Annotated in this window: 23 protein-coding genes; all 23 read left to right on the top strand. The window is 51.8% G+C overall.

Annotated elements, in window-relative coordinates:
• Window positions 1-3: 3 nt before the first annotated feature.
• The 23 genes from HMPREF1647_RS03405 to rpsH all read left to right on the top strand — a co-directional run bounded on the left by HMPREF1647_RS03405 (window position 4) and on the right by rpsH (window position 17,881).
• Window positions 4-4,434 carry a DNA-directed RNA polymerase subunit beta' gene (locus HMPREF1647_RS03405; protein WP_035432061.1) on the top strand — a complete coding sequence of 1,477 codons (4,431 nt, stop codon included), beginning with the start codon at window positions 4-6 and terminating at the stop codon, window positions 4,432-4,434.
• Window positions 4,435-4,629: 195 nt separating this feature from the next.
• The gene (locus HMPREF1647_RS03400) at window positions 4,630-4,998 is read left to right on the top strand and encodes an ArsR/SmtB family transcription factor (protein ID WP_035432059.1); all 369 of its coding nucleotides are present in this window, start codon (window positions 4,630-4,632) and stop codon (window positions 4,996-4,998) included.
• A 92-nt stretch (window positions 4,999-5,090) separates the two neighbouring features.
• Window positions 5,091-5,546 carry a GNAT family N-acetyltransferase gene (locus HMPREF1647_RS03395; protein ID WP_262363800.1) on the top strand — a complete coding sequence of 152 codons (456 nt, stop codon included), beginning with the start codon at window positions 5,091-5,093 and terminating at the stop codon, window positions 5,544-5,546.
• 254 nt (window positions 5,547-5,800) lie between these two features.
• Window positions 5,801-6,172, top strand: coding sequence for a 30S ribosomal protein S12 (rpsL, locus tag HMPREF1647_RS03390; RefSeq protein ID WP_035427082.1), 372 nt, complete (start codon window positions 5,801-5,803; stop codon window positions 6,170-6,172).
• A gap of 38 nt (window positions 6,173-6,210) precedes the next feature.
• Window positions 6,211-6,681 (top strand): 30S ribosomal protein S7, encoded by a 471-nt coding sequence (gene rpsG / locus HMPREF1647_RS03385; RefSeq protein WP_012809249.1) that lies wholly within the window; start codon window positions 6,211-6,213, stop codon window positions 6,679-6,681.
• 24 nt (window positions 6,682-6,705) lie between these two features.
• Window positions 6,706-8,802, top strand: a complete 2,097-nt coding sequence (gene fusA, locus HMPREF1647_RS03380) for an elongation factor G (protein WP_035432055.1) — start codon at window positions 6,706-6,708, stop codon at window positions 8,800-8,802.
• A gap of 43 nt (window positions 8,803-8,845) precedes the next feature.
• Entirely contained in the window at window positions 8,846-9,154 is a 309-nt protein-coding gene (rpsJ, locus tag HMPREF1647_RS03375; protein WP_012809247.1) for a 30S ribosomal protein S10, read from the top strand.
• Between the two features lie 462 nt (window positions 9,155-9,616).
• Window positions 9,617-10,174, top strand: a complete 558-nt coding sequence (locus tag HMPREF1647_RS03370; protein WP_316244790.1) for a low molecular weight protein-tyrosine-phosphatase — start codon at window positions 9,617-9,619, stop codon at window positions 10,172-10,174.
• 380 nt (window positions 10,175-10,554) lie between these two features.
• Window positions 10,555-11,175, top strand: a complete 621-nt coding sequence (gene rplC / locus HMPREF1647_RS03365) for a 50S ribosomal protein L3 (RefSeq protein WP_035426957.1) — start codon at window positions 10,555-10,557, stop codon at window positions 11,173-11,175.
• A gap of 39 nt (window positions 11,176-11,214) precedes the next feature.
• Complete coding sequence (rplD, locus tag HMPREF1647_RS03360) at window positions 11,215-11,841, top strand: 50S ribosomal protein L4 (protein ID WP_035426955.1); 627 nt, start codon at window positions 11,215-11,217, stop codon at window positions 11,839-11,841.
• The gene (gene rplW, locus HMPREF1647_RS03355; RefSeq protein WP_035426953.1) at window positions 11,841-12,140 is read left to right on the top strand and encodes a 50S ribosomal protein L23; all 300 of its coding nucleotides are present in this window, start codon (window positions 11,841-11,843) and stop codon (window positions 12,138-12,140) included. The genes rplD and rplW overlap by 1 nt, the downstream gene beginning before the upstream one ends.
• A gap of 138 nt (window positions 12,141-12,278) precedes the next feature.
• Window positions 12,279-13,115: a 50S ribosomal protein L2 gene (gene rplB / locus HMPREF1647_RS03350; RefSeq protein WP_035426950.1), complete on the top strand. Its 837-nt coding sequence runs from the start codon at window positions 12,279-12,281 to the stop codon at window positions 13,113-13,115.
• 21 nt (window positions 13,116-13,136) lie between these two features.
• The gene (rpsS, locus tag HMPREF1647_RS03345; protein ID WP_035426948.1) at window positions 13,137-13,397 is read left to right on the top strand and encodes a 30S ribosomal protein S19; all 261 of its coding nucleotides are present in this window, start codon (window positions 13,137-13,139) and stop codon (window positions 13,395-13,397) included.
• Window positions 13,398-13,411: 14 nt separating this feature from the next.
• Window positions 13,412-13,774 carry a 50S ribosomal protein L22 gene (rplV, locus tag HMPREF1647_RS03340; protein ID WP_012809240.1) on the top strand — a complete coding sequence of 121 codons (363 nt, stop codon included), beginning with the start codon at window positions 13,412-13,414 and terminating at the stop codon, window positions 13,772-13,774.
• Between the two features lie 2 nt (window positions 13,775-13,776).
• Window positions 13,777-14,487 (top strand): 30S ribosomal protein S3, encoded by a 711-nt coding sequence (rpsC, locus tag HMPREF1647_RS03335; protein ID WP_035426947.1) that lies wholly within the window; start codon window positions 13,777-13,779, stop codon window positions 14,485-14,487.
• Window positions 14,487-14,912, top strand: a complete 426-nt coding sequence (gene rplP, locus HMPREF1647_RS03330; protein WP_035426946.1) for a 50S ribosomal protein L16 — start codon at window positions 14,487-14,489, stop codon at window positions 14,910-14,912. Before rpsC ends, rplP begins: the two co-directional genes overlap by 1 nt.
• Window positions 14,912-15,127 (top strand): 50S ribosomal protein L29, encoded by a 216-nt coding sequence (gene rpmC, locus HMPREF1647_RS03325; protein ID WP_035426945.1) that lies wholly within the window; start codon window positions 14,912-14,914, stop codon window positions 15,125-15,127. Before rplP ends, rpmC begins: the two co-directional genes overlap by 1 nt.
• 17 nt (window positions 15,128-15,144) lie before the next feature.
• Window positions 15,145-15,411, top strand: coding sequence for a 30S ribosomal protein S17 (gene rpsQ / locus HMPREF1647_RS03320; RefSeq protein WP_035432053.1), 267 nt, complete (start codon window positions 15,145-15,147; stop codon window positions 15,409-15,411).
• Window positions 15,412-15,521: 110 nt separating this feature from the next.
• Window positions 15,522-15,890: a 50S ribosomal protein L14 gene (gene rplN, locus HMPREF1647_RS03315; RefSeq protein ID WP_012809235.1), complete on the top strand. Its 369-nt coding sequence runs from the start codon at window positions 15,522-15,524 to the stop codon at window positions 15,888-15,890.
• An 11-nt stretch (window positions 15,891-15,901) separates the two neighbouring features.
• Window positions 15,902-16,219, top strand: a complete 318-nt coding sequence (gene rplX / locus HMPREF1647_RS03310; RefSeq protein ID WP_035426943.1) for a 50S ribosomal protein L24 — start codon at window positions 15,902-15,904, stop codon at window positions 16,217-16,219.
• Between the two features lie 303 nt (window positions 16,220-16,522).
• Complete coding sequence (rplE, locus tag HMPREF1647_RS03305; RefSeq protein ID WP_035432050.1) at window positions 16,523-17,083, top strand: 50S ribosomal protein L5; 561 nt, start codon at window positions 16,523-16,525, stop codon at window positions 17,081-17,083.
• Window positions 17,084-17,207: 124 nt separating this feature from the next.
• Complete coding sequence (locus HMPREF1647_RS03300) at window positions 17,208-17,393, top strand: type Z 30S ribosomal protein S14 (RefSeq protein WP_012809232.1); 186 nt, start codon at window positions 17,208-17,210, stop codon at window positions 17,391-17,393.
• Between the two features lie 89 nt (window positions 17,394-17,482).
• On the top strand, window positions 17,483-17,881 hold the full coding sequence (gene rpsH, locus HMPREF1647_RS03295; protein ID WP_035426940.1) for a 30S ribosomal protein S8: 399 nt from the start codon (window positions 17,483-17,485) through the stop codon (window positions 17,879-17,881).
• Window positions 17,882-17,885 lie beyond the last annotated feature (4 nt).

The following is a 17,885-nucleotide window of genomic DNA, read 5'->3' as shown; positions in this document are numbered from 1 at the left end:
ACTGTGGCAGATTTTGATTCCACTGAATTTGACGCTATTAAAATTTCTCTAGCGTCTGCTGATGATATCCGCGGTTGGTCCTATGGCGAGGTAAAGAAGCCTGAGACCATCAACTACCGTACCCTTAAGCCAGAAAAGGATGGTCTTTTCTGCGAGAAGATCTTTGGACCTGTAAGGGACTGGGAGTGCGCCTGCGGTAAGTACAAAGGCATTCGCTTCAAGGGCATTACCTGCGAGCGCTGCGGTGTTGAAGTAACCACCGCAAAGGTTCGTCGTGACCGCATGGGCCACATCGAGCTTGCTGCTCCTGTAAGCCACATTTGGTACTTCAAGAGCCCAACCAGCTTCCCTCTGGCACGTCTTCTTGATATCAAGAGCAAGGACCTCGAGAAAGTCCTCTACTTTGCATCTTACGTAATCACCAGTGTTGACACTGAGGCACGTGAGGCTGACGTAGACGATCTTCGTGAGGAGCTTGCAGCAGACCTCGAAGAGCTTGACGCAGAGCGTGACGATCAGATCGCACGTCTTCGCGAGCAGGGCCAGCCACAGGATGACGAGTTTGGCGATTTTGAGCCTCTTTCTGAGGACGAGATCCGTGCAGGCGTCGCTGATCTTGAGGAAGAGTACGAGGAAGAGAAGACGCTTCGTCGTGAGGCTTTCGAGAAGTTCATGCAGCTTGAGACTAGAGAGCTCATCTCCGATGAGGGTCTGTTCTCCGAGCTTAAGCGCTACTATGGCATCTACTTCAAGGGCGGCATGGGCGCAGAGGCAGTACGTGACCTTCTCTCCAACATTGACCTTGAGAAAGAGGCCAAGGAGCTCCGCGCTATTATCGCCAATGAGGATGCTCAGAAGCAGAAGCGCGAGAAGGCCATTAAGCGCCTTGAGATTGTTGACGCCTTCCTCAAGGGTGGCAACGATCCAGCTAACATGATCCTTGACGTTGTACCAGTTATTCCACCTGATCTTCGTCCTATGGTTCAGCTTGATGGTGGCCGTTTTGCAGCTTCCGACTTAAACGATTTGTATCGTCGTGTTATTAACCGTAACAATCGTCTTAAGCGCCTGCTTGACCTTGAGGCACCTTCTATCATTGTTAACAACGAGAAGCGCATGCTTCAGGAGTCTGTTGACGCTCTGTTTGACAACGGTCGCCGTGGTCGTCCAGTCACTGGTCGTGGTGGACGTCCTCTGAAGTCTCTTGCTGAGGCCCTTAAGGGTAAGCAGGGTCGCTTCCGTCAGAACCTTCTGGGTAAGCGTGTTGACTACTCTGGCCGTTCCGTCATTGTTGTTGACCCACACCTGAAGCTGCACCAGTGCGGCCTTCCATCTGCTATGGCACTTGAGCTCTTCAAGCCATTTGTCATGCGTCGTTTGGTTGAGCTCCGCAAGGTTGAAAACATTAAGGGCGCAAAGCGCGCTATTGACCGTGGTACCCCAGTTGTTTGGGACGTTCTGGATGAGGTCATTCAGGACCGCCTCGTTCTTCTCAACCGCGCACCTACCCTTCACCGTCTGTCTATCCAGGCATTTGAGCCAGTCCTTATCGAGGGTAAGGCAATCCACCTGCACCCACTGGTCTGCGCACCATTCAACGCAGACTTCGACGGCGACCAGATGTCTGTCCACGTGCCACTTTCTACTCAGGCACAGACAGAGGCTCGCATTCTGATGCTCTCCAGCAACAACCTCAGAAGCCCTGCTTCTGGTAAGGTTCTGACCGTTCCTTCTCAGGATATGGTCTTTGGTGTCTACTACCTCACTTCCGAGAAGACCGGTGAAGACGCTAAGACTCTTACCTTCGCAAGCTTTGAGGATGCTCTTCTGGCTATTGAGGCCAACCGTGACCTTGATCTTCAGGCAAAGGTTGTTGTCCGCGTAAGCTTCAAGGATGCAAACGTTGCTGATAGCGATCGTGCTATCTTCCGCGTTATGACTGGCCGCGGTCAGTATGAGGACCTGGACGTTACTGAGGGCACCAAGCGTTTTGAGACCACTGTTGGTCGCATTATCTTCAACCGTCAGTGCCTGCCAGAGGATTACCCATACATCAACTACAAGATGGTTAAGTCCGACATTGGTGTACTGGTCAACGATTGCTGCGACCGTTACCCAATGGCTGATGTTGAGCCAATTCTGGACAACATCAAGAAGACTGGTTTCCACTACGCAACTCTTGCTGGTCTGACCGTTTCTGTTTGGGATGCTGTCATTCCTCCACACAAGCCACAGCTGCTTCAGGAGGCACAGGACCGCGTTGACCAGATCAACGAGTACTACGAGGACGGCTTCCTTTCCGAGCGAGAGCGTCACGTTGAGGTTGTTAACGCATGGACCGAGTGCACCGATCTTCTCGGCTCTGAGATGCTTACAGGCTTTGCAGAGAACAACCCAATTTACATGATGGCTGACTCTGGAGCTCGTGGTTCTAAGACACAGCTTCGCCAGCTTGCTGGTATGCGAGGCCTGATGGCGGATATGTCCGGTGAAACCATCGACCTTCCAATTAAGGCAAACTTCCGCGAGGGTCTTGAGCCTCTTGAGTACTTCATTTCTACCTACGGCGCTCGTAAGGGCCTGGTAGATACCGCATCCCACACCTCCGACTCTGGTTACCTGACTCGTCGACTCGTCGACGTTGCACAGGACGTCATTGTCCGCGAGGAGGACTGCGGCACTGATGAGGCAGTTACCTATCCTCTGATTAAGCCTGGTCAGACTTCTGTTGATACTGACCTGATTGGCCGCTGCACCCTTGAGGATGTCTGCGATCCAAACACTGGCGAGGTTCTTATCCCTGCTGGTGGCTATGTTGAGTCCAAGCAGGATCTTGAGCGTCTTGTTGAGCACGGCCTTGCTAAGGTTCAGCTCCGCGCGCTTCTGACCTGTAAGTCTAAGTACGGCGTCTGCCAGAAGTGCTACGGTTGGGATCTTTCCACCCGTCGTCCTGTCAACATTGGTACTGCAGTTGGTATTATCGCAGCTCAGTCCATTGGTGAGCCTGGTACTCAGCTGACCATGCGTACCATTCACTCCGGTGGTGTTGCAGGCGCAGACGATATTACACAGGGTCTTCCTACCGTTGCTCGTATGTTCGACGTCGTCGGCAACGTCAACGAGAAGATTCTTGGCCGCGAGGCTGATCTGGCTCCTGTTTCTGGTGTTCTTCACATCACCCCAGAGACCACCGAGTACCTGCTGCGTATTGTTGATGCAGACGATGCTTCTCGTGTCATCGAGGAGTGGCGTGTTCCTGCATCCGTCCGCTTCATGCCTGGCATCGAGGATGGCGTTGTTGTCCGTGCTGGTGATCAGATTACCCGCGGCTTCGTCAACTTCCGTATGCTCCGTCGACTCACTGACATTGAGTCCACCATGCACACCTTCGTTGAGTCCGTTAAGGACGTCTATACCTCTCAGGGTGTAGAACTCAACGATAAGCACATCGAGGTTATCGCACGTCAGATGCTTCGCCGTGTTCAGGTTACCAACCCAGGTGACTCTTCGTACCTGCTTGGTCAGTATGTGGACCGCTATGTCTTTGCAGAGACTGTCCAGAATATTGCCCTTGCTGGTGGTACTCCACCAGAGGCAGAGCCAGCAATCCTTGGTACGCTGAAGGTTGCAAGCTCTATTGATTCTTGGCTCTCCAGTGCATCGTTCATCCGTACTGCAGGCGTTCTTACTTCTGCAGCTATCGAGGGCGACGTTGACCACCTGCTTGACCTCAAGTCCAACGTTATTGTTGGTAAGCAGATTCCTGCAGGTACGGGTCTCTCCGCATACAACGATGTTGAGCTTACCTACCACGGTACCAAGATCGATGGCCCAACCTCTTCTCTTGCTAAGTCACTTCCAGACTGGGCACCAGCAGAGCTTAAGGACATCGAGGAGCAGCTTCCTAAGCAGCTTGACTGGGTCAACGAGGATTACAACGGTGGCGTTTACTCCAAGAATGGCCGTACGCTTTCAAGCGAGGATGCAAAGCTGTACCTCTTCGACGATCTTGGCGTGTCACAGCGTTGGACCAACAAGTTCAGCGAGGTTGGCATTGAGACCGTAGGCGATCTTATCGGCAAGACTGAGGAAGACCTGCTTCGCATCGATGGTATTGGTGCAAAGGCAATCGAGGAGCTCCGCGATGGCCTTGAGGCTCGTAACCTCCTCTACATCCTTGAGCCAGAAGAGGATGAGGCAGATTCTGAGGATCTTTCTCAGCTGCTCAACATGGTCTTCTCGCCAGAAGGCGATGGCGGCTTGATGCTGGGCTCTGCAGCTCCATCCACGCACTCTGATTACACCGAGACACTCATCGGTTCTTCTTCCGACGAGGTTAGCCCTGATGTAATCAACGAGGACCTTGGTTCTCTGGATGACCTTCTCAATCAGGTTGTCCGCATGGATGCTGAGGCAGACGGCGAAGACGAGTAAGTAATTTCGCCTGATACATCAAACTTTTTCGGAGATTGACTCCGATACAGAAGAGGACTTCAGCCGTTAGCTGGAGTCCTCTTTTTATTTGTTCTAACGGAGCAGAGTCGGTATATACTAAGATGCGTTACAAACAATATTTTGCGAGAAGCCCTGTGTACTCAGAGCTTTGTGTTGTAAAGAGTAGGAAGTATCATGACTAATCATTCTCACGAGTGTGAGCATACAAACAATATTTGCGAGTGCGTTTCTGAAGAACAACTGCACGAGTTTCTTACTAATGACGATATCATCTATGATGCCACTCAAATTTATGATGCGCTTTCTGACTTTACACGTTTCCAGATTTTGGGAGCTCTTCTTTTGGGTGAGAAGAGTGTAACTGAACTGCAGGAGCTTCTCTCTGTTTCTCAGTCTGCTACTTCTCATCAGCTCCGCCTTCTGCGCGATCGTGGTCTGGTAGCTGCAAAAAGAGATGGTCGTCGCGTCATTTATTCTCTTGCTGATGATCATGTCATTACGCTTATTAGCGTCGGTCTTGCTCACGCTGCTCATCAGCACTAGGAAAGTAGAAGTTTGTCGCTTTTTATATCAACAAGCAATGGACTTTTGATTGATACCGTATGTTAAGTCTTCAGCACATAAACGGAAGAAACGTGTGGGACATTCTTAAGCTCAAGGTGTCCGAGGACCAGCAAGACTTTGTTGCTGGAAATGATATAAGTCTTATCGAAGCCTATATAGCCAAGGCAGAAAACGGACAGATTTTTCCTTTTGGTATATACAAGAATGATTTACCAATAGGGTTTTTGATGATTGGGTTTGGACCAGATAGCAGTTGGGACAGGGCTCCAGCAATAGCTCAAAATAATTACGATCTTCGACGTCTGATGATTGATGCAAAATTCCAAGGTAGGGGATACGGCAAAGAAGCACTCAGGCTTGCGTTGGAGTTTATACGTACCTTTCCCTGTGGAAAAGCAGAGTTTTGTTGGCTTTCCTATGAACCCAAAAATAAGGTCGCGCAAGATCTCTATCGTTCATATGGATTTGTTGAGACGGGTGAGAAAGACGGCGAAGAAGTAATTGCTGTTTTGAAGTTAGTCCCCTGAACTTAGAGTCGTCCTTAACCAAGGCATTTCTCGCCAAATTTATAGTTTTTGAAAACAAAGTCTCCTTTATCTAAAACTAATATTTGCTACTCGTGTAATTTCTATGAAGTATGGATACGCCCGGCACAGTGGCTTGTTGACATGTGGCTTTCATCAGCGTAAAGTACTTCCCTGCGTAATTCCAAGGGGACAGTGCTGTGTCGCCTTTCGAATATGTAAAACTGCAGGTAGATAGGTATAAGAAGGAGAAGATCTTGCCTACTATTAACCAGCTCGTACGTAAGGGCCGCGTGAGCGTCAAGTCAAAGTCTAAGAACGCCGCTCTTCAGCACAACCCACAGAAGCGTGGTGTTTGCACCCGCGTTTTCACCACTACGCCAAAGAAGCCTAACTCAGCACTCCGTAAGGTTGCTCGTGTTCGTCTTGTTAATGGCATTGAGGTAACCGCTTACATTCCTGGTGAGGGCCACAACCTCCAGGAGCACTCCATTGTTCTGGTTCGTGGCGGCCGTGTCCGTGACCTTCCTGGTGTTCGTTACAAGGTTGTTCGCGGTGCATTCGACTGCGCAGCAGTTCAGAATCGTGCTCAGGGCCGTTCCCGTTACGGCACTAAGCGTGCTAAGTAATCACGTCCACTACTCGAACTAGTTCTTAGGAGATTAATATGCCGCGTCGCGCAGCAGCAGTACGTCGTGAGGTTATGCCTGACGCCGTCTACAACAATCGTCTGGTAACCCAGCTTATTAACAAGGTCCTTCTCGACGGCAAGAAAGCAACCGCAGAGCGCATTGTCTACGGTGCATTTGACATCGTCGCAGAGAAGACTGGTGAGGATGCCCTCACTGTCTTCAAGAAGGCTATGGATAACATACGCCCAACACTTGAGGTTAAGCCTAAGCGTGTTGGTGGCGCTACTTACCAGGTCCCAATGGAGGTCAACTCCCGTCGTGCAACTACTCTTGCTATCCGCTGGATGGTCACTTTCAGCCGTAGCCGTAAAGAGAAGACCATGGCAGAGCGTCTTGCAAACGAGATCATCGACGCAACTAACGGCGTAGGTGCATCCGTCAAGCGCCGCGAGGACCTGTACAAGATGGCTGAGGCCAACCGCGCCTTCTCCCACTACCGCTTCTAGTCGGAATTCAGGAGTAGCAAACAAATGGCTAAGACTAAGTACAATCTTAAAGACCTCCGCAACATCGGCATCATGGCTCACATCGATGCTGGTAAGACCACCACTACGGAGCGTATTCTTTACTACACCGGTAAGACCCACAAGATTGGTGAGGTCCACGACGGTGCAGCAACCATGGACTGGATGATTCAGGAGCAGGAGCGCGGCGTAACCATTACTTCCGCAGCTACCACTTGCTTCTGGAAAGACCATGTCATCCAGATCATCGACACCCCAGGCCACGTTGACTTTACCGCTGAGGTTGAGCGTTCTCTTCGTGTTCTGGACGGCGCAGTTGCAGTCTTCGACGCAGTTGCAGGCGTTCAGCCACAGTCCGAGACCGTTTGGCGTCAGGCTACCAAGTACGGCGTACCTCGTATTGCATTCATCAACAAGTTTGACCGCGTAGGCGCAGACTTCTTCCGTGCAATCCAGACCATGCGTGACCGCCTTGGCGCAAACGCAATTGCAGCTCAGGTCCCAATGGGCGCTGAGTCCAACTTCTGGGGTCTTATCGACCTTGTCACCAACACTGCATGGGACTTCAAAGAGGATGCTAAGGGCATGATTTACCCTGAGCCACTCGATGAGATTCCTGCAGAGTTTGCAGAGATTGCAGCTGAGAAGCGTGAAGAGCTTCTTGAGGCAGCTTCTGACTTCTCTGAGGACGTCATGATGGCTGTTCTCGAGGGTGAAGAGGTTGACGTTGAGACCCTTAAGGGTGCTCTTCGTGCTGGCGTTCTTGCTGGTCAGATTAACCCTGTCTTTGTTGGTTCCGCTTACAAGAACAAGGGTATTCAGGAGCTTCTGGACGCAGTCATCGACTTCCTTCCAAGCCCTCTGGATGTTCCAGAGATTGATGGCGTCACTCCTAAGGGTGATGAGGCTGTCCGTCATGCAGACGTTAAGGAGCCATTCTCCGCTCTTGCATTCAAGATCATGACTGACCCTTATGTTGGTAAGCTTACCTACATTCGTGTTTACTCTGGTCAGGCAGAGGCAGGTTCTTACGTCTACAACTCTGTCAAGGACAACCGTGAGCGCTTTGGCCGCATCCTCGAGATGAACGCAAACGACCGTGTTGACCGTGAAGAGTGCTCCGCAGGCGACATCGTTGCATGCGTTGGTCTGAAGAACACCACTACTGGTGACACCCTTTGTGACGAGAAGAACCCAATCATCCTTGAGTCCATCAGCTTCGCAGATCCTGTTATCGACGTTGCTGTTGAGCCTAAGACCAAGGCTGAGCAGGAGAAGATGTCCATCGGCCTTTCTAAGCTGGCTGAAGAGGACCCAACCTTCCAGGTTCACACTGATCACGAGACCGGCCAGACCATCATTGCTGGTATGGGCGAGCTTCACCTTGAGATTATTGTTGACCGTCTCCGTCGTGAGTTTAAGGTTGACTGCAACGTTGGTAAGCCACAGGTTGCTTACCGCGAGACTGCTGGTAAGGCAGTAAGCCACGCTGAGGGCAAGTTTGTCCGTCAGTCCGGTGGTAAGGGTCAGTATGGCCACGCAGTCATTGACCTTGAGCCACAGGAAGAGGGCAAGGGTTACGAGTTCGTCAACGCTATCGTCGGTGGTGTCATTCCTAAGGAGTACATCCCATCTATCGATAAGGGCATCCGCGAGGCTCTTGAGAACGGTGTCATTGCTGGTTACCCAGTAGTCGACATCAAGGTCACCCTTGTTGACGGTTCTTACCACGAGGTCGACTCTTCTGAGGCAGCATTTAAGATTGCTGGTTCTATGGCAATTAAGGATGCTCTCAAGAAGTCCAATCCTGTCCTTCTCGAGCCAGTTGAGTCTGTTGAGGTTGAGACACCTGAGCAGTACATGGGCGACGTTATGGGCAACCTTTCTTCCCGTCGTGGCAAGATTGAGGGCATGGACGATCGTATGGACGCCAAGGTCATCCGCGCTAAGGTGCCTCTTGGTGAGATGTTCGGTTATGCAACCGACCTTCGTTCCCAGACCCAGGGCCGCGCGAGCTACACCATGCAGTTCGATTCTTACGAGCCCGTTCCTAACGCTGTACGCGAAGAGATTGTCGCCAAAAACGGCGGCTCTGCATCCTAAGTAAACGACCACGAGCTCTAGCTCATGTATGGAGGTACCCAAAGTGTCAAGCCAGAAGATCAGGATTCGCCTCAAGGGCTATGATCACGAGGTCATTGATCAGTCCGCTAAGCTGATTGTTGACACCGCACAGAAGACAGGTGCGCGTGTTTCCGGTCCTATCCCTCTGCCAACCGAGCGTAACCTTTACACGGTTATCCGCTCCCCACACAAGGATAAGGATTCCCGTGATCAGTTTGAGATGCGTACTCACAAGCGTCTCATCGATATTCTCGACCCAAGCGCTTCTACCGTTGATTCGCTTATGCGTCTCGACCTTCCAGCTGGTGTCGATATCGAGATCAAGCTCTAAGCATACGGCTTAATCCAACTTGCAAACCCTCCTGCGCATCTTCGCGCGGGAGGGTTTTTGCGTGAGTGGCGTTGAACCATGTGCGAAGGATCACGTACGAGCTGCGACTCGCGCACCACACGCGTCACGACCGCGCTAGCTGCACAAACGCGCCTTCCGCCCGGTATCCACTTCGTGTGGGTACCGGGTTTCTTGTGCGCATATGCTGGAAGTGGACGGGTTTCTCGCCAGGTGGGCGGCGCGAGCCTGACGTGCGCCTGATTTCTTCAAAGAATCTGTAAATTTTGCCTAAATACATCAAAGAATCTGTGGATTTGCCTGATTTTGTTAAAGAATCGCCGACGCAAATACAGATTCTCTGTACTTTTCAGGCAGACTTTTCTAGACGTAACTCACATCTGCACTTGGCGAAAAACCCGTAGAATAGGGAAGCGGATTCTTTTACAGCGCACAGGAGAAGAGATGAACCAAAGGCCGCAGAACATAAGTGGTCAGCAGAATGCAAGCAGCCAGCTAAATACCGGCTGCTCGGTAAACGCTCGGCCAAATTACTCCTGCATGACAAAAATCCTCTTTGTGTGCCACGGAAATATCTGCAGGTCAACGATGGCGCAGTACGTTATGCAGGACCTTGTCGAGAAAAACGGTCTCGCAGACTCGTTTGTCATTGACTCAGCCGCAACCTCTACAGAGGAGATTGGTAATCCAGTTGATCCTCGTACGCGATGCAAACTTCAGCAAGAGGGAATTCATTGTGGCAATCATCGTGCGAGGCAGATGACTCGTGCAGATTACGATAACTTTGATTATCTCATAGGCATGGACCACAATAACCTGCGCAACATGATGCGCATACTAAAAGATGATCCGCTTGGAAAGGTTTCGCTGCTCCTTGACTGGACAGAGAAGCCTCGTGACATTGCGGACCCATGGTACTCAGGCAATTTTGATCTGACGTATGAGGATGTCACTGAGGGTTGCGAAGTGTTGCTCAAGAAACTTTTGGCTGCCTGGTCTTAGTTGCCTAGCCTTAGCTGCTTAGTCATGGCATCCTGATTTTGGCAAAATAATTATCGTGAATTGTTTTACAAAATTTTTTGAAAAAACTTTTCAAAAATCCTTGGGTTTCTCGCCAATGGATACGCCCGGGTCAGCGGTTTGACCTCGCAAAATAGGCGATAAGAAAGATCTCGCAGCTAGAAGGTATCAAACGGTCTTCACAAAGCGTTCATCTTTTAGAGATTTTAGGCTTGTTTCTTGTCAAAAATGAGTGTAAAGTAGACGGGCTGCTCAAACAGGACAATTATGTCTAAAGGCAGTATGTACAGGACGTGGTCCGCTGGGGAAGAGTACCCGATGTGCTCTCAAGGTCCCATGACCACCGAAGGTTAGGAAAGAGCATGGTTAATACCATCCTCGGCCGCAAGCTGGGCATGACCCAGGTATGGGACGAGAACGACAACGTCGTTCCTGTTACCGTCGTTCTTGCTGGCCCCTGCACCGTTTCACAGGTAAAGACTGTTGAGACGGACGGCTACAATGCCGTACAGATTGGCTTCGGCGACATCTCCGAGAAGCATGTCAACAAGCCAATGGCTGGTCACTTCAAGGCACAGGGCGTCGAGCCAATGCGTTACCTCCGCGAGGTCCGCGTTGAGGATGCTTCTGAGCACAAGACCGGCGATGTTGTCACAGTTGCTGACTTCTCTGAGGTCACCGCTGTTGACGTAACAGGCACTTCAAAGGGTAAGGGTTTCCAGGGTACCGTTAAGCGCTGGAACTTCTCTCGCGGTCCAATGACTCACGGTTCTCGTAACCAGCGTCGTCCAGGTTCCATTGGTCAGTGCGCATACCCTGCACGCGTTCGTAAGGGCCTTCACATGTATGGTCACATGGGCGCAGAGCGCGTTACGGTCAAGAACCTTAAGCTTGTCCGCGTTGATGCTGAGCAGAACCTCATGCTTATCAAGGGTGCTGTTCCTGGCGGCAAGAATGCCCTCGTCCAGGTCCGCATGGCCTAAGGGCCTTTAGGCAAACACTTAGGCTAACAAGGAGACAACATGTCCAAGTATGAGATTAAGAACGTAGAGGGAAAGAAGGTCGGCGACGCCGAGCTCTCCTCTGACGTCTATGGCATTGAGCCAAACATCCCTGTTGTGCACCAGGTTGTAGTCTGCCAGGATGCATCCGCACGTCAGGGTACCCACTCTACAAAGAACCGTCACGAGGTATCCGGCGGTGGCGTTAAGCCTTACCGTCAGAAGGGTACTGGTCGTGCTCGCCAGGGTTCTATTCGTGCTGGTCAGTGGACTGGTGGTGGCGTCATCTTTGGACCTACCCCTCGTTCCCACGCACGTCGTATTAACAACAAGATGGTCAAGCTTGCTATGAGGTCCGTCCTCTCCGGCAAGGTTGCAGACTCCGAGCTTGTCCTCGTCGACTCTCTCGAGTTTGCTCAGCCTTCCACCAAGCAGGCAAAGGCTGCACTTCAGAACCTCGGTATTGAGGGTAAGCGCGTTACCGTTATCGTCCCAGACGACGACGTCAACACTTACCTCTCTTTCCGCAACCTTCCTAAGGTTTCGATCTTCGGCGTTTCTGAGGTTACTACTCGTTTCCTGATCGACAACGGCGCACTTGTTATGTCCGCTGATGTCGCTAAGCAGCTTGGGGAGGTGCTCGCATAATGAACTCTCCTTATGAGGTCATCATTCGTCCTATCGTTTCAGAGCGTGCTTTCGATCTGATGGAGCAGGGCAAGTACACTTTTGAGGTTGCTCGTAACGCAGGTAAAGAAGAGATTGCTGCAGCTGTAGAGAAGCTCTTCTCTGTACACGTCACCAAGGTAAACACACTTTCTGTTAAGCCAAAGAACAAGCGTGTACGTTATCAGCAGGCAGGCAAGACCCGCCAGTGGAAGAAGGCTATTGTTACCCTCGCTGCTGGTGAGACTATCGAGATCTTCGGTAATAACTCTGCTGAGTAAGGTTTTTCTCCCGTGCCTCTTTTGAGGTACGGGTTCGTATGCCGCGCATAGTAGATACGCGCGGTACCGTGGTAATCCGGTGTTAGCTCGACTTTCCCTTAAGCGGGCTAGCCAACGGAGAAGAAAGGGATACTGTTTATGGCAGTTAGGCATCTAAAGCCAACAAGCGCAGGCAGGCGCTTCCAGACAATCTCAGACTTTGCTGAGATTACAACTGATAAGCCCGAGAAGTCCCTTCTCGAGCCTCTGCCAAAGAAGGCTGGCCGCAACAACAATGGCCGCATCACTACCCGTCACCAGGGTGGTGGCCACAAGCGCCAGTACCGTCGTATCGACTTCAAGCGTCGCAAGGATGACATCCCAGCTAAGGTCGCTACTGTTGAGTACGATCCTAACCGTTCCGCTCGTATTGCTCTTCTGCACTATGCAGACGGCGCAAAGGCATACATCCTTTGCCCAGAGGGCCTGAGCGTCGGTGACACCGTTCTTTCTGGTACCAAGGACATCGACATCAAGCCTGGTAACTGCACCACTCTTGAGCAGATTCCAGTAGGTACTCTTGTTCACGCAGTTGAGTTCCAGCCTGGCAAGGGTGCTGCAATGGCACGTGCTGCTGGTACTTCCGTCCAGCTCATGGGTAAGGACAACGGCTATGCAGTTCTGCGTATGCCTTCCTCCGAGCTCCGTCGTGTTCTTCTGACCTGCCGTGCAACCATCGGCGAGGTTGGTAACGCTGAGCACTCCAACATTGTTGTTGGTAAGGCTGGTCGTTCCCGTTGGGCAGGCGTCCGTCCTACCGTCCGTGGTACTGTCATGAACCCTGTTGACCACCCACACGGCGGTGGTGAAGGTAAGAACCACACTTCTGGTCGTCCTTCCGTCACCCCATGGGGTAAGCCAACCAAGGGTTATAAGACCCGCGACCCGAAGAAGGCTTCTAACCGCCTGATCATTCGCCGTCGTAAGTCCAAGTAAGACACGAGTAGGAGTAGATAAATGAGCAGAAGTCTCAAAAAAGGCCCCTTTGTGGAGACTCGCCTCCTTGCGCGTGTCGCTGCAATGAACGAGGCTGGCAAGAAGGACGTTATCAAGACCTGGTCACGTTCCTCAACCATCTTCCCTGAGATGGTCGGTCACACCATCGCTGTTCACGATGGTCGTAAGCATGTACCTGTGTACGTCACCGAGTCCATGGTTGGTCACAAGTTGGGCGAGTTCTCCCCATCCCGTACCTTCCGCGGTCACAAGGCCAAATAGGGGGAGTGTAGTAAATGGCTAAGAACACCGATTCTATTGAGGTTCGCGCAACAGCTAAGTATGTTCGCGTTGCTCCTCGTAAGGCTCGCGCAGTTGTCGCGCTTGTCCGCGGTAAGTCTGTCGAGAAGGCCCTTGAGGTTCTTCAGTTCTCGACTCGCGCTGCCGCTACTGATGTTGCTAAGGTTCTGCGCTCTGCAGTTGCTAACGCCGAGAACAACAATGGTCTCCGCGCTAACAACCTGGTAGTCAAGACCGCTTTTGTTGACGAAGGCCCAACGCTTAAGCGTATTCGCCCTCGTGCAAAGGGTTCGGCTTCCCGCATTAACAAGCGCATGAGCCACATTACCGTTGTCGTTGCACCTCGAAAGGAGGCGTAGGAATGGGTCAGAAAGTACAGCCTACAGGCTTCCGTCTTGGTGTAACCGAGAGCTGGCGTTCTCGTTGGTACGCCGATAAGGACTACGCCGAGCAGCTCGGCAACGATCTTGCTATCCGCAAGTATCTTGAGAAGCGCCTTGAGAAGGCCGCCGTTGCTCGCATTGACATCGAGCGCGCTGGCGATAAGGTCAAGGTAACTATTTTCTCCGCACGTCCTGGTATTGTCATTGGCAAGAAGGGTGCAGAGATTGACGGCCTCCGTGCAGATCTTGAGCGTGTTGCTAAGGTCGGCAAGGGCCAGGTCAACGTTGATGTTGTCGAGGTTAAGCGTCCTGAGCTTGACGCAAACCTTGTTGCTCAGTCCATCGCAGAGCAGCTTGAGCAGCGTGTCGCTTTCCGTCGCGCTATGCGTAAGGCTGTTCAGTCCGCTCGTAAGGCTGGCGCTAAGGGTATTCGTATCCAGTGCTCCGGTCGTCTGAACGGTGCTGAGATGGGCCGCCGTGAGTGGTACCGTGAGGGTCGCGTGCCTCTGCACACCCTTCGTGCTGCAATCGGCTATGGTACCGCTACAGGCCGCACCACCATGGGCGCTGTTGGTATCAAGGTTTGGATTTATTACGGCGAGAAGATGCCTGGACAGCCAACACCTAACCCAGCTCTTGAGGGCTCCGCTCGTCCTCGTCGTGCTCGCAATGAGAGGAGGGGCCGTTAATGCTTGCTCCAAAGCGTGTATTGCACCGTAAGGTACAGCGCGGTTCCATGAAGGGCCAGGCAAAGGGTAATACCCAGTTGCATTTTGGTTCCTGGGGCATCCGTGCAGAGGAGGCTCACTGGATTACTAACCGCCAGATTGAGGCTGCTCGTATTGCTCTCACCCGTGAGATGAAGCGTGGCGGTAAGGTTTGGATTACTATCTTCCCAGATAAGCCAATCACCAAGAAGCCTGCAGAGACTCGCATGGGTTCCGGTAAGGGTAACCCAGAAGAGTGGGTAGCAGTTGTTAAGCCTGGTCGTATCATGTTCGAGATTGATGGCGTACCAGAGGAAGTTGCTCGTGAGGCTCTCCGTCTTGCTCAGCACAAGCTTCCAATTAAGACCAAGATTGTCTCCAAGGCCGATCAGGACGGTGAGAACTAATGAAGTACACCGAAATCAAGGCTATGAGCGATGCAGACCTCGCTAAGAAACTCGAGGAAGGCCGCGCAGAGCTCTTTAATCTTCGTTTCCAGATGGCAACCAGCCAGCTGGACAACACCGCTCGTGTCAAGGCTGTTAAGCGTGACATTGCTCGCGTTCAGACCGAGATGCGCACCCGTCAAATTGCTGCGGAAGCATCCGCAGAGCAGAACTAGATCGCAGGAGATAAGTTATGGCAGAGACCGAAAGCAGAAATGCGCGTAAGGTTCGTACCGGACTCGTCGTCTCCATCTCTGGCGACAAGACGATTACGGTAGAGATTACGTACCGTAAGCACCACCCTAAGTATGGCAAGATGATGACCATCGGCAAGAAGCTTCACGTTCACGATGAGAACAACGAGGCTGGTCTGGGCGATACCGTCCGCGTCATGGAGACTCGTCCTCTTTCCAAGACCAAGCGTTGGCGTCTCGCAGAGATCGTTGAGCGCGCTAAGTAATTAGCACCTAGGAAACAGCTTTTAGCTCAACCTAGTTTTGTATCTATCATTATTTCTCATGTGCGCAAATACGCGCACCTCTGAGAAATTAGGTTCCGGAGGAACGTCACATGATTCAGATGGAGACCATTCTCAACGTCGCTGATAACAGCGGCGCAAGGCGCGTAAAGTGCGTCAAGGTCCTTGGTGGCTCCAAGCGTCGTTACGCCGGCCTTGCCGACGTCATCATTGGCGCTGTCCAGGAGGCTACTCCAGGTGGTTCGGTGAAGAAGGGCGACATTGTTCGCTGCGTCATCGTTCGTACCGCTAAGGACACCCGTCGCAAGGACGGTAGCTACATCCGCTTTGACCAGAACGCATGCGTTCTTGTTAACAAAGAGGGTGAGCCCAAGGGTACTCGTATCTTTGGACCAGTCGCTCGCGAGCTGCGCGACCACAAGTACATGAAGATTGTCTCACTTGCACCTGAGACCCTTTAAGGAGGAACGACATGCCTAAGATGAAGATCAAGAAGGGCGACAAGGTCGAGGTCCTCACTGGTAAGGACAAGGGTAAGCGCGGCGAGGTACTTCGCGTATATCCAGAGAAGAACAAAGTTGTCGTTGAGGGCGTTGCAATTGCAAAGCGCCATGTCAAGCCAAACGCAGCTAACCAGCAGGGTGGCATCGTTGAGGCAGAGGCAGCAATCGACGCTTCCAATGTTGCTCTTATCGACCCTAAGACCGACAAGCCAACCCGTGTTGGCTACCTGATCAAGGAGGACGGCACTAAGGTCCGCGTCTCCAAGAAGTCAGGCGCTGAGCTCTAAGTTATACGTGTTTCTCGCTTTGTAGAAACATCTCAGAGCTACTTCAAACCCCGTTATCGTCAGATAGCGGGGTTTTCTTTTGGGCGAGAAGAACGGTGTCATGTGTAAGTCGTGTGATGACATGAAAAAATATCAGCTAGCTTGAAATTCTCGCCCCATTTTTGCTCAATAAGGTCTAATATTGTTCATTGCGTCTTTCTATGGGACACGTATGTCTCGAGGATGCAGATGGCTCCTAGTTCGCCAAACTAGGAGGTGCGAGGCGATCCCCGCACTTAAAACCCCAAGAGTTAAGGAGAAACCATGGCAGACGAGAAGTACACACCTCGCCTTAAAGAGCTTTACTACGCATCCGTGCGTGATGCTCTGAAGGAGAAATTTGGTTACACCAACGTTAACCAGATTCCTAAGTTTGAGAAGATCGTTGTCAACATGGGTGTTGGCGAGGCAGCTACAGACGCCAAGGCAATCGACGGCGCTGTAAACGACCTCCGTACCATTACTGGTCAGCAGCCACTCGTTACACACGCTCGCAAGTCTATCGCAACCTTTAAGCTTCGCCAGGGTATGCCAATCGGCGCTAAAGTTACCCTTCGTGGCGATCGTATGTGGGAGTTCCTGGATCGTCTGATCGCAGTTGCAATTCCTCGTATCCGCGACTTCCGTGGTATCTCTGCTAAGAGCTTCGACGGCCGTGGTAACTTCTCCATGGGTGTAACTGAGCAGCTCATCTTCCCAGAGATTGACTTTGACAAGATGGACCACACCCGCGGTATGGACATCACCATTGTCACCACTGCTAACACTAACGAGGAGGGTAAGGCACTTCTCGACGCCTTCCACTTCCCATTCAAGCAGGACTAACTTTTACCTGCGCTTAAATTAAGCGCATTCCTATTGGCATCTTCGATGCCGGGTGACATAGTCACCAGCACTATTGTTTGAAGTCATCTTGGCGTTCGCCAAGTTGCATTTTGAAGGAGGATTTGTGGCTAAGACTTCGATGATCGTCAAAGCCTCGCGTGAGCCGAAGTACTCTACGCGCACACAGAACCGTTGCCAGCGTTGTGGACGTCCCCACTCCGTTTACCGCAAGTTTGGTCTGTGCCGTGTGTGCTTCCGTGAGCTAGCGAGCAAGGGCGAGCTTCCTGGTGTCCGCAAGGCAAGCTGGTAGGACTCAGGGCTCTGGCGTCAAGGCATCTGCGCCACGGGTGTAGATGAACCAGACACGCAGTTTCATCATTAACGAAGGAGAAGGATCAAATGAAAATTACCGATCCCATTTCAGACATGCTGACGCGTATTCGTAACGCAAACTCAGCTGGCAAGGATTCCGTATCCATGCCATCGAGCAAGGTGCTCGTTGAGATTGCTCGCGTCATCACCGAAGAGGGCTATGTCGAGGGTTACACCGTTGAGGATACTAAGCCTCAGAAGACTCTTCACATCACCCTTAAGTATGGTAAGAAGCGCGCTAAGGTTATCCGCGGCATCCGCCGTATTTCTAAGCCTGGTCTGCGCATTTACTCCACCGCTGAGAAGCTTCCACGCGTTCTTGGTGGTCTTGGTACTGCAGTGGTTTCCACTTCTAAGGGCATGATGTGCGACCGCGACGCTCGTAAGAACGGCGTTGGCGGCGAGGTCATCGCTTACGTTTGGTAAATCT

This window comes from Lancefieldella parvula DNF00906, assembly GCF_000758945.1.
Taxonomy (GTDB): domain Bacteria; phylum Actinomycetota; class Coriobacteriia; order Coriobacteriales; family Atopobiaceae; genus Lancefieldella; species Lancefieldella parvula_C.
The sequence above is the reverse complement of the archived record's forward strand: the minus strand, read 5'-3'. Positions and strand labels throughout refer to the sequence as shown.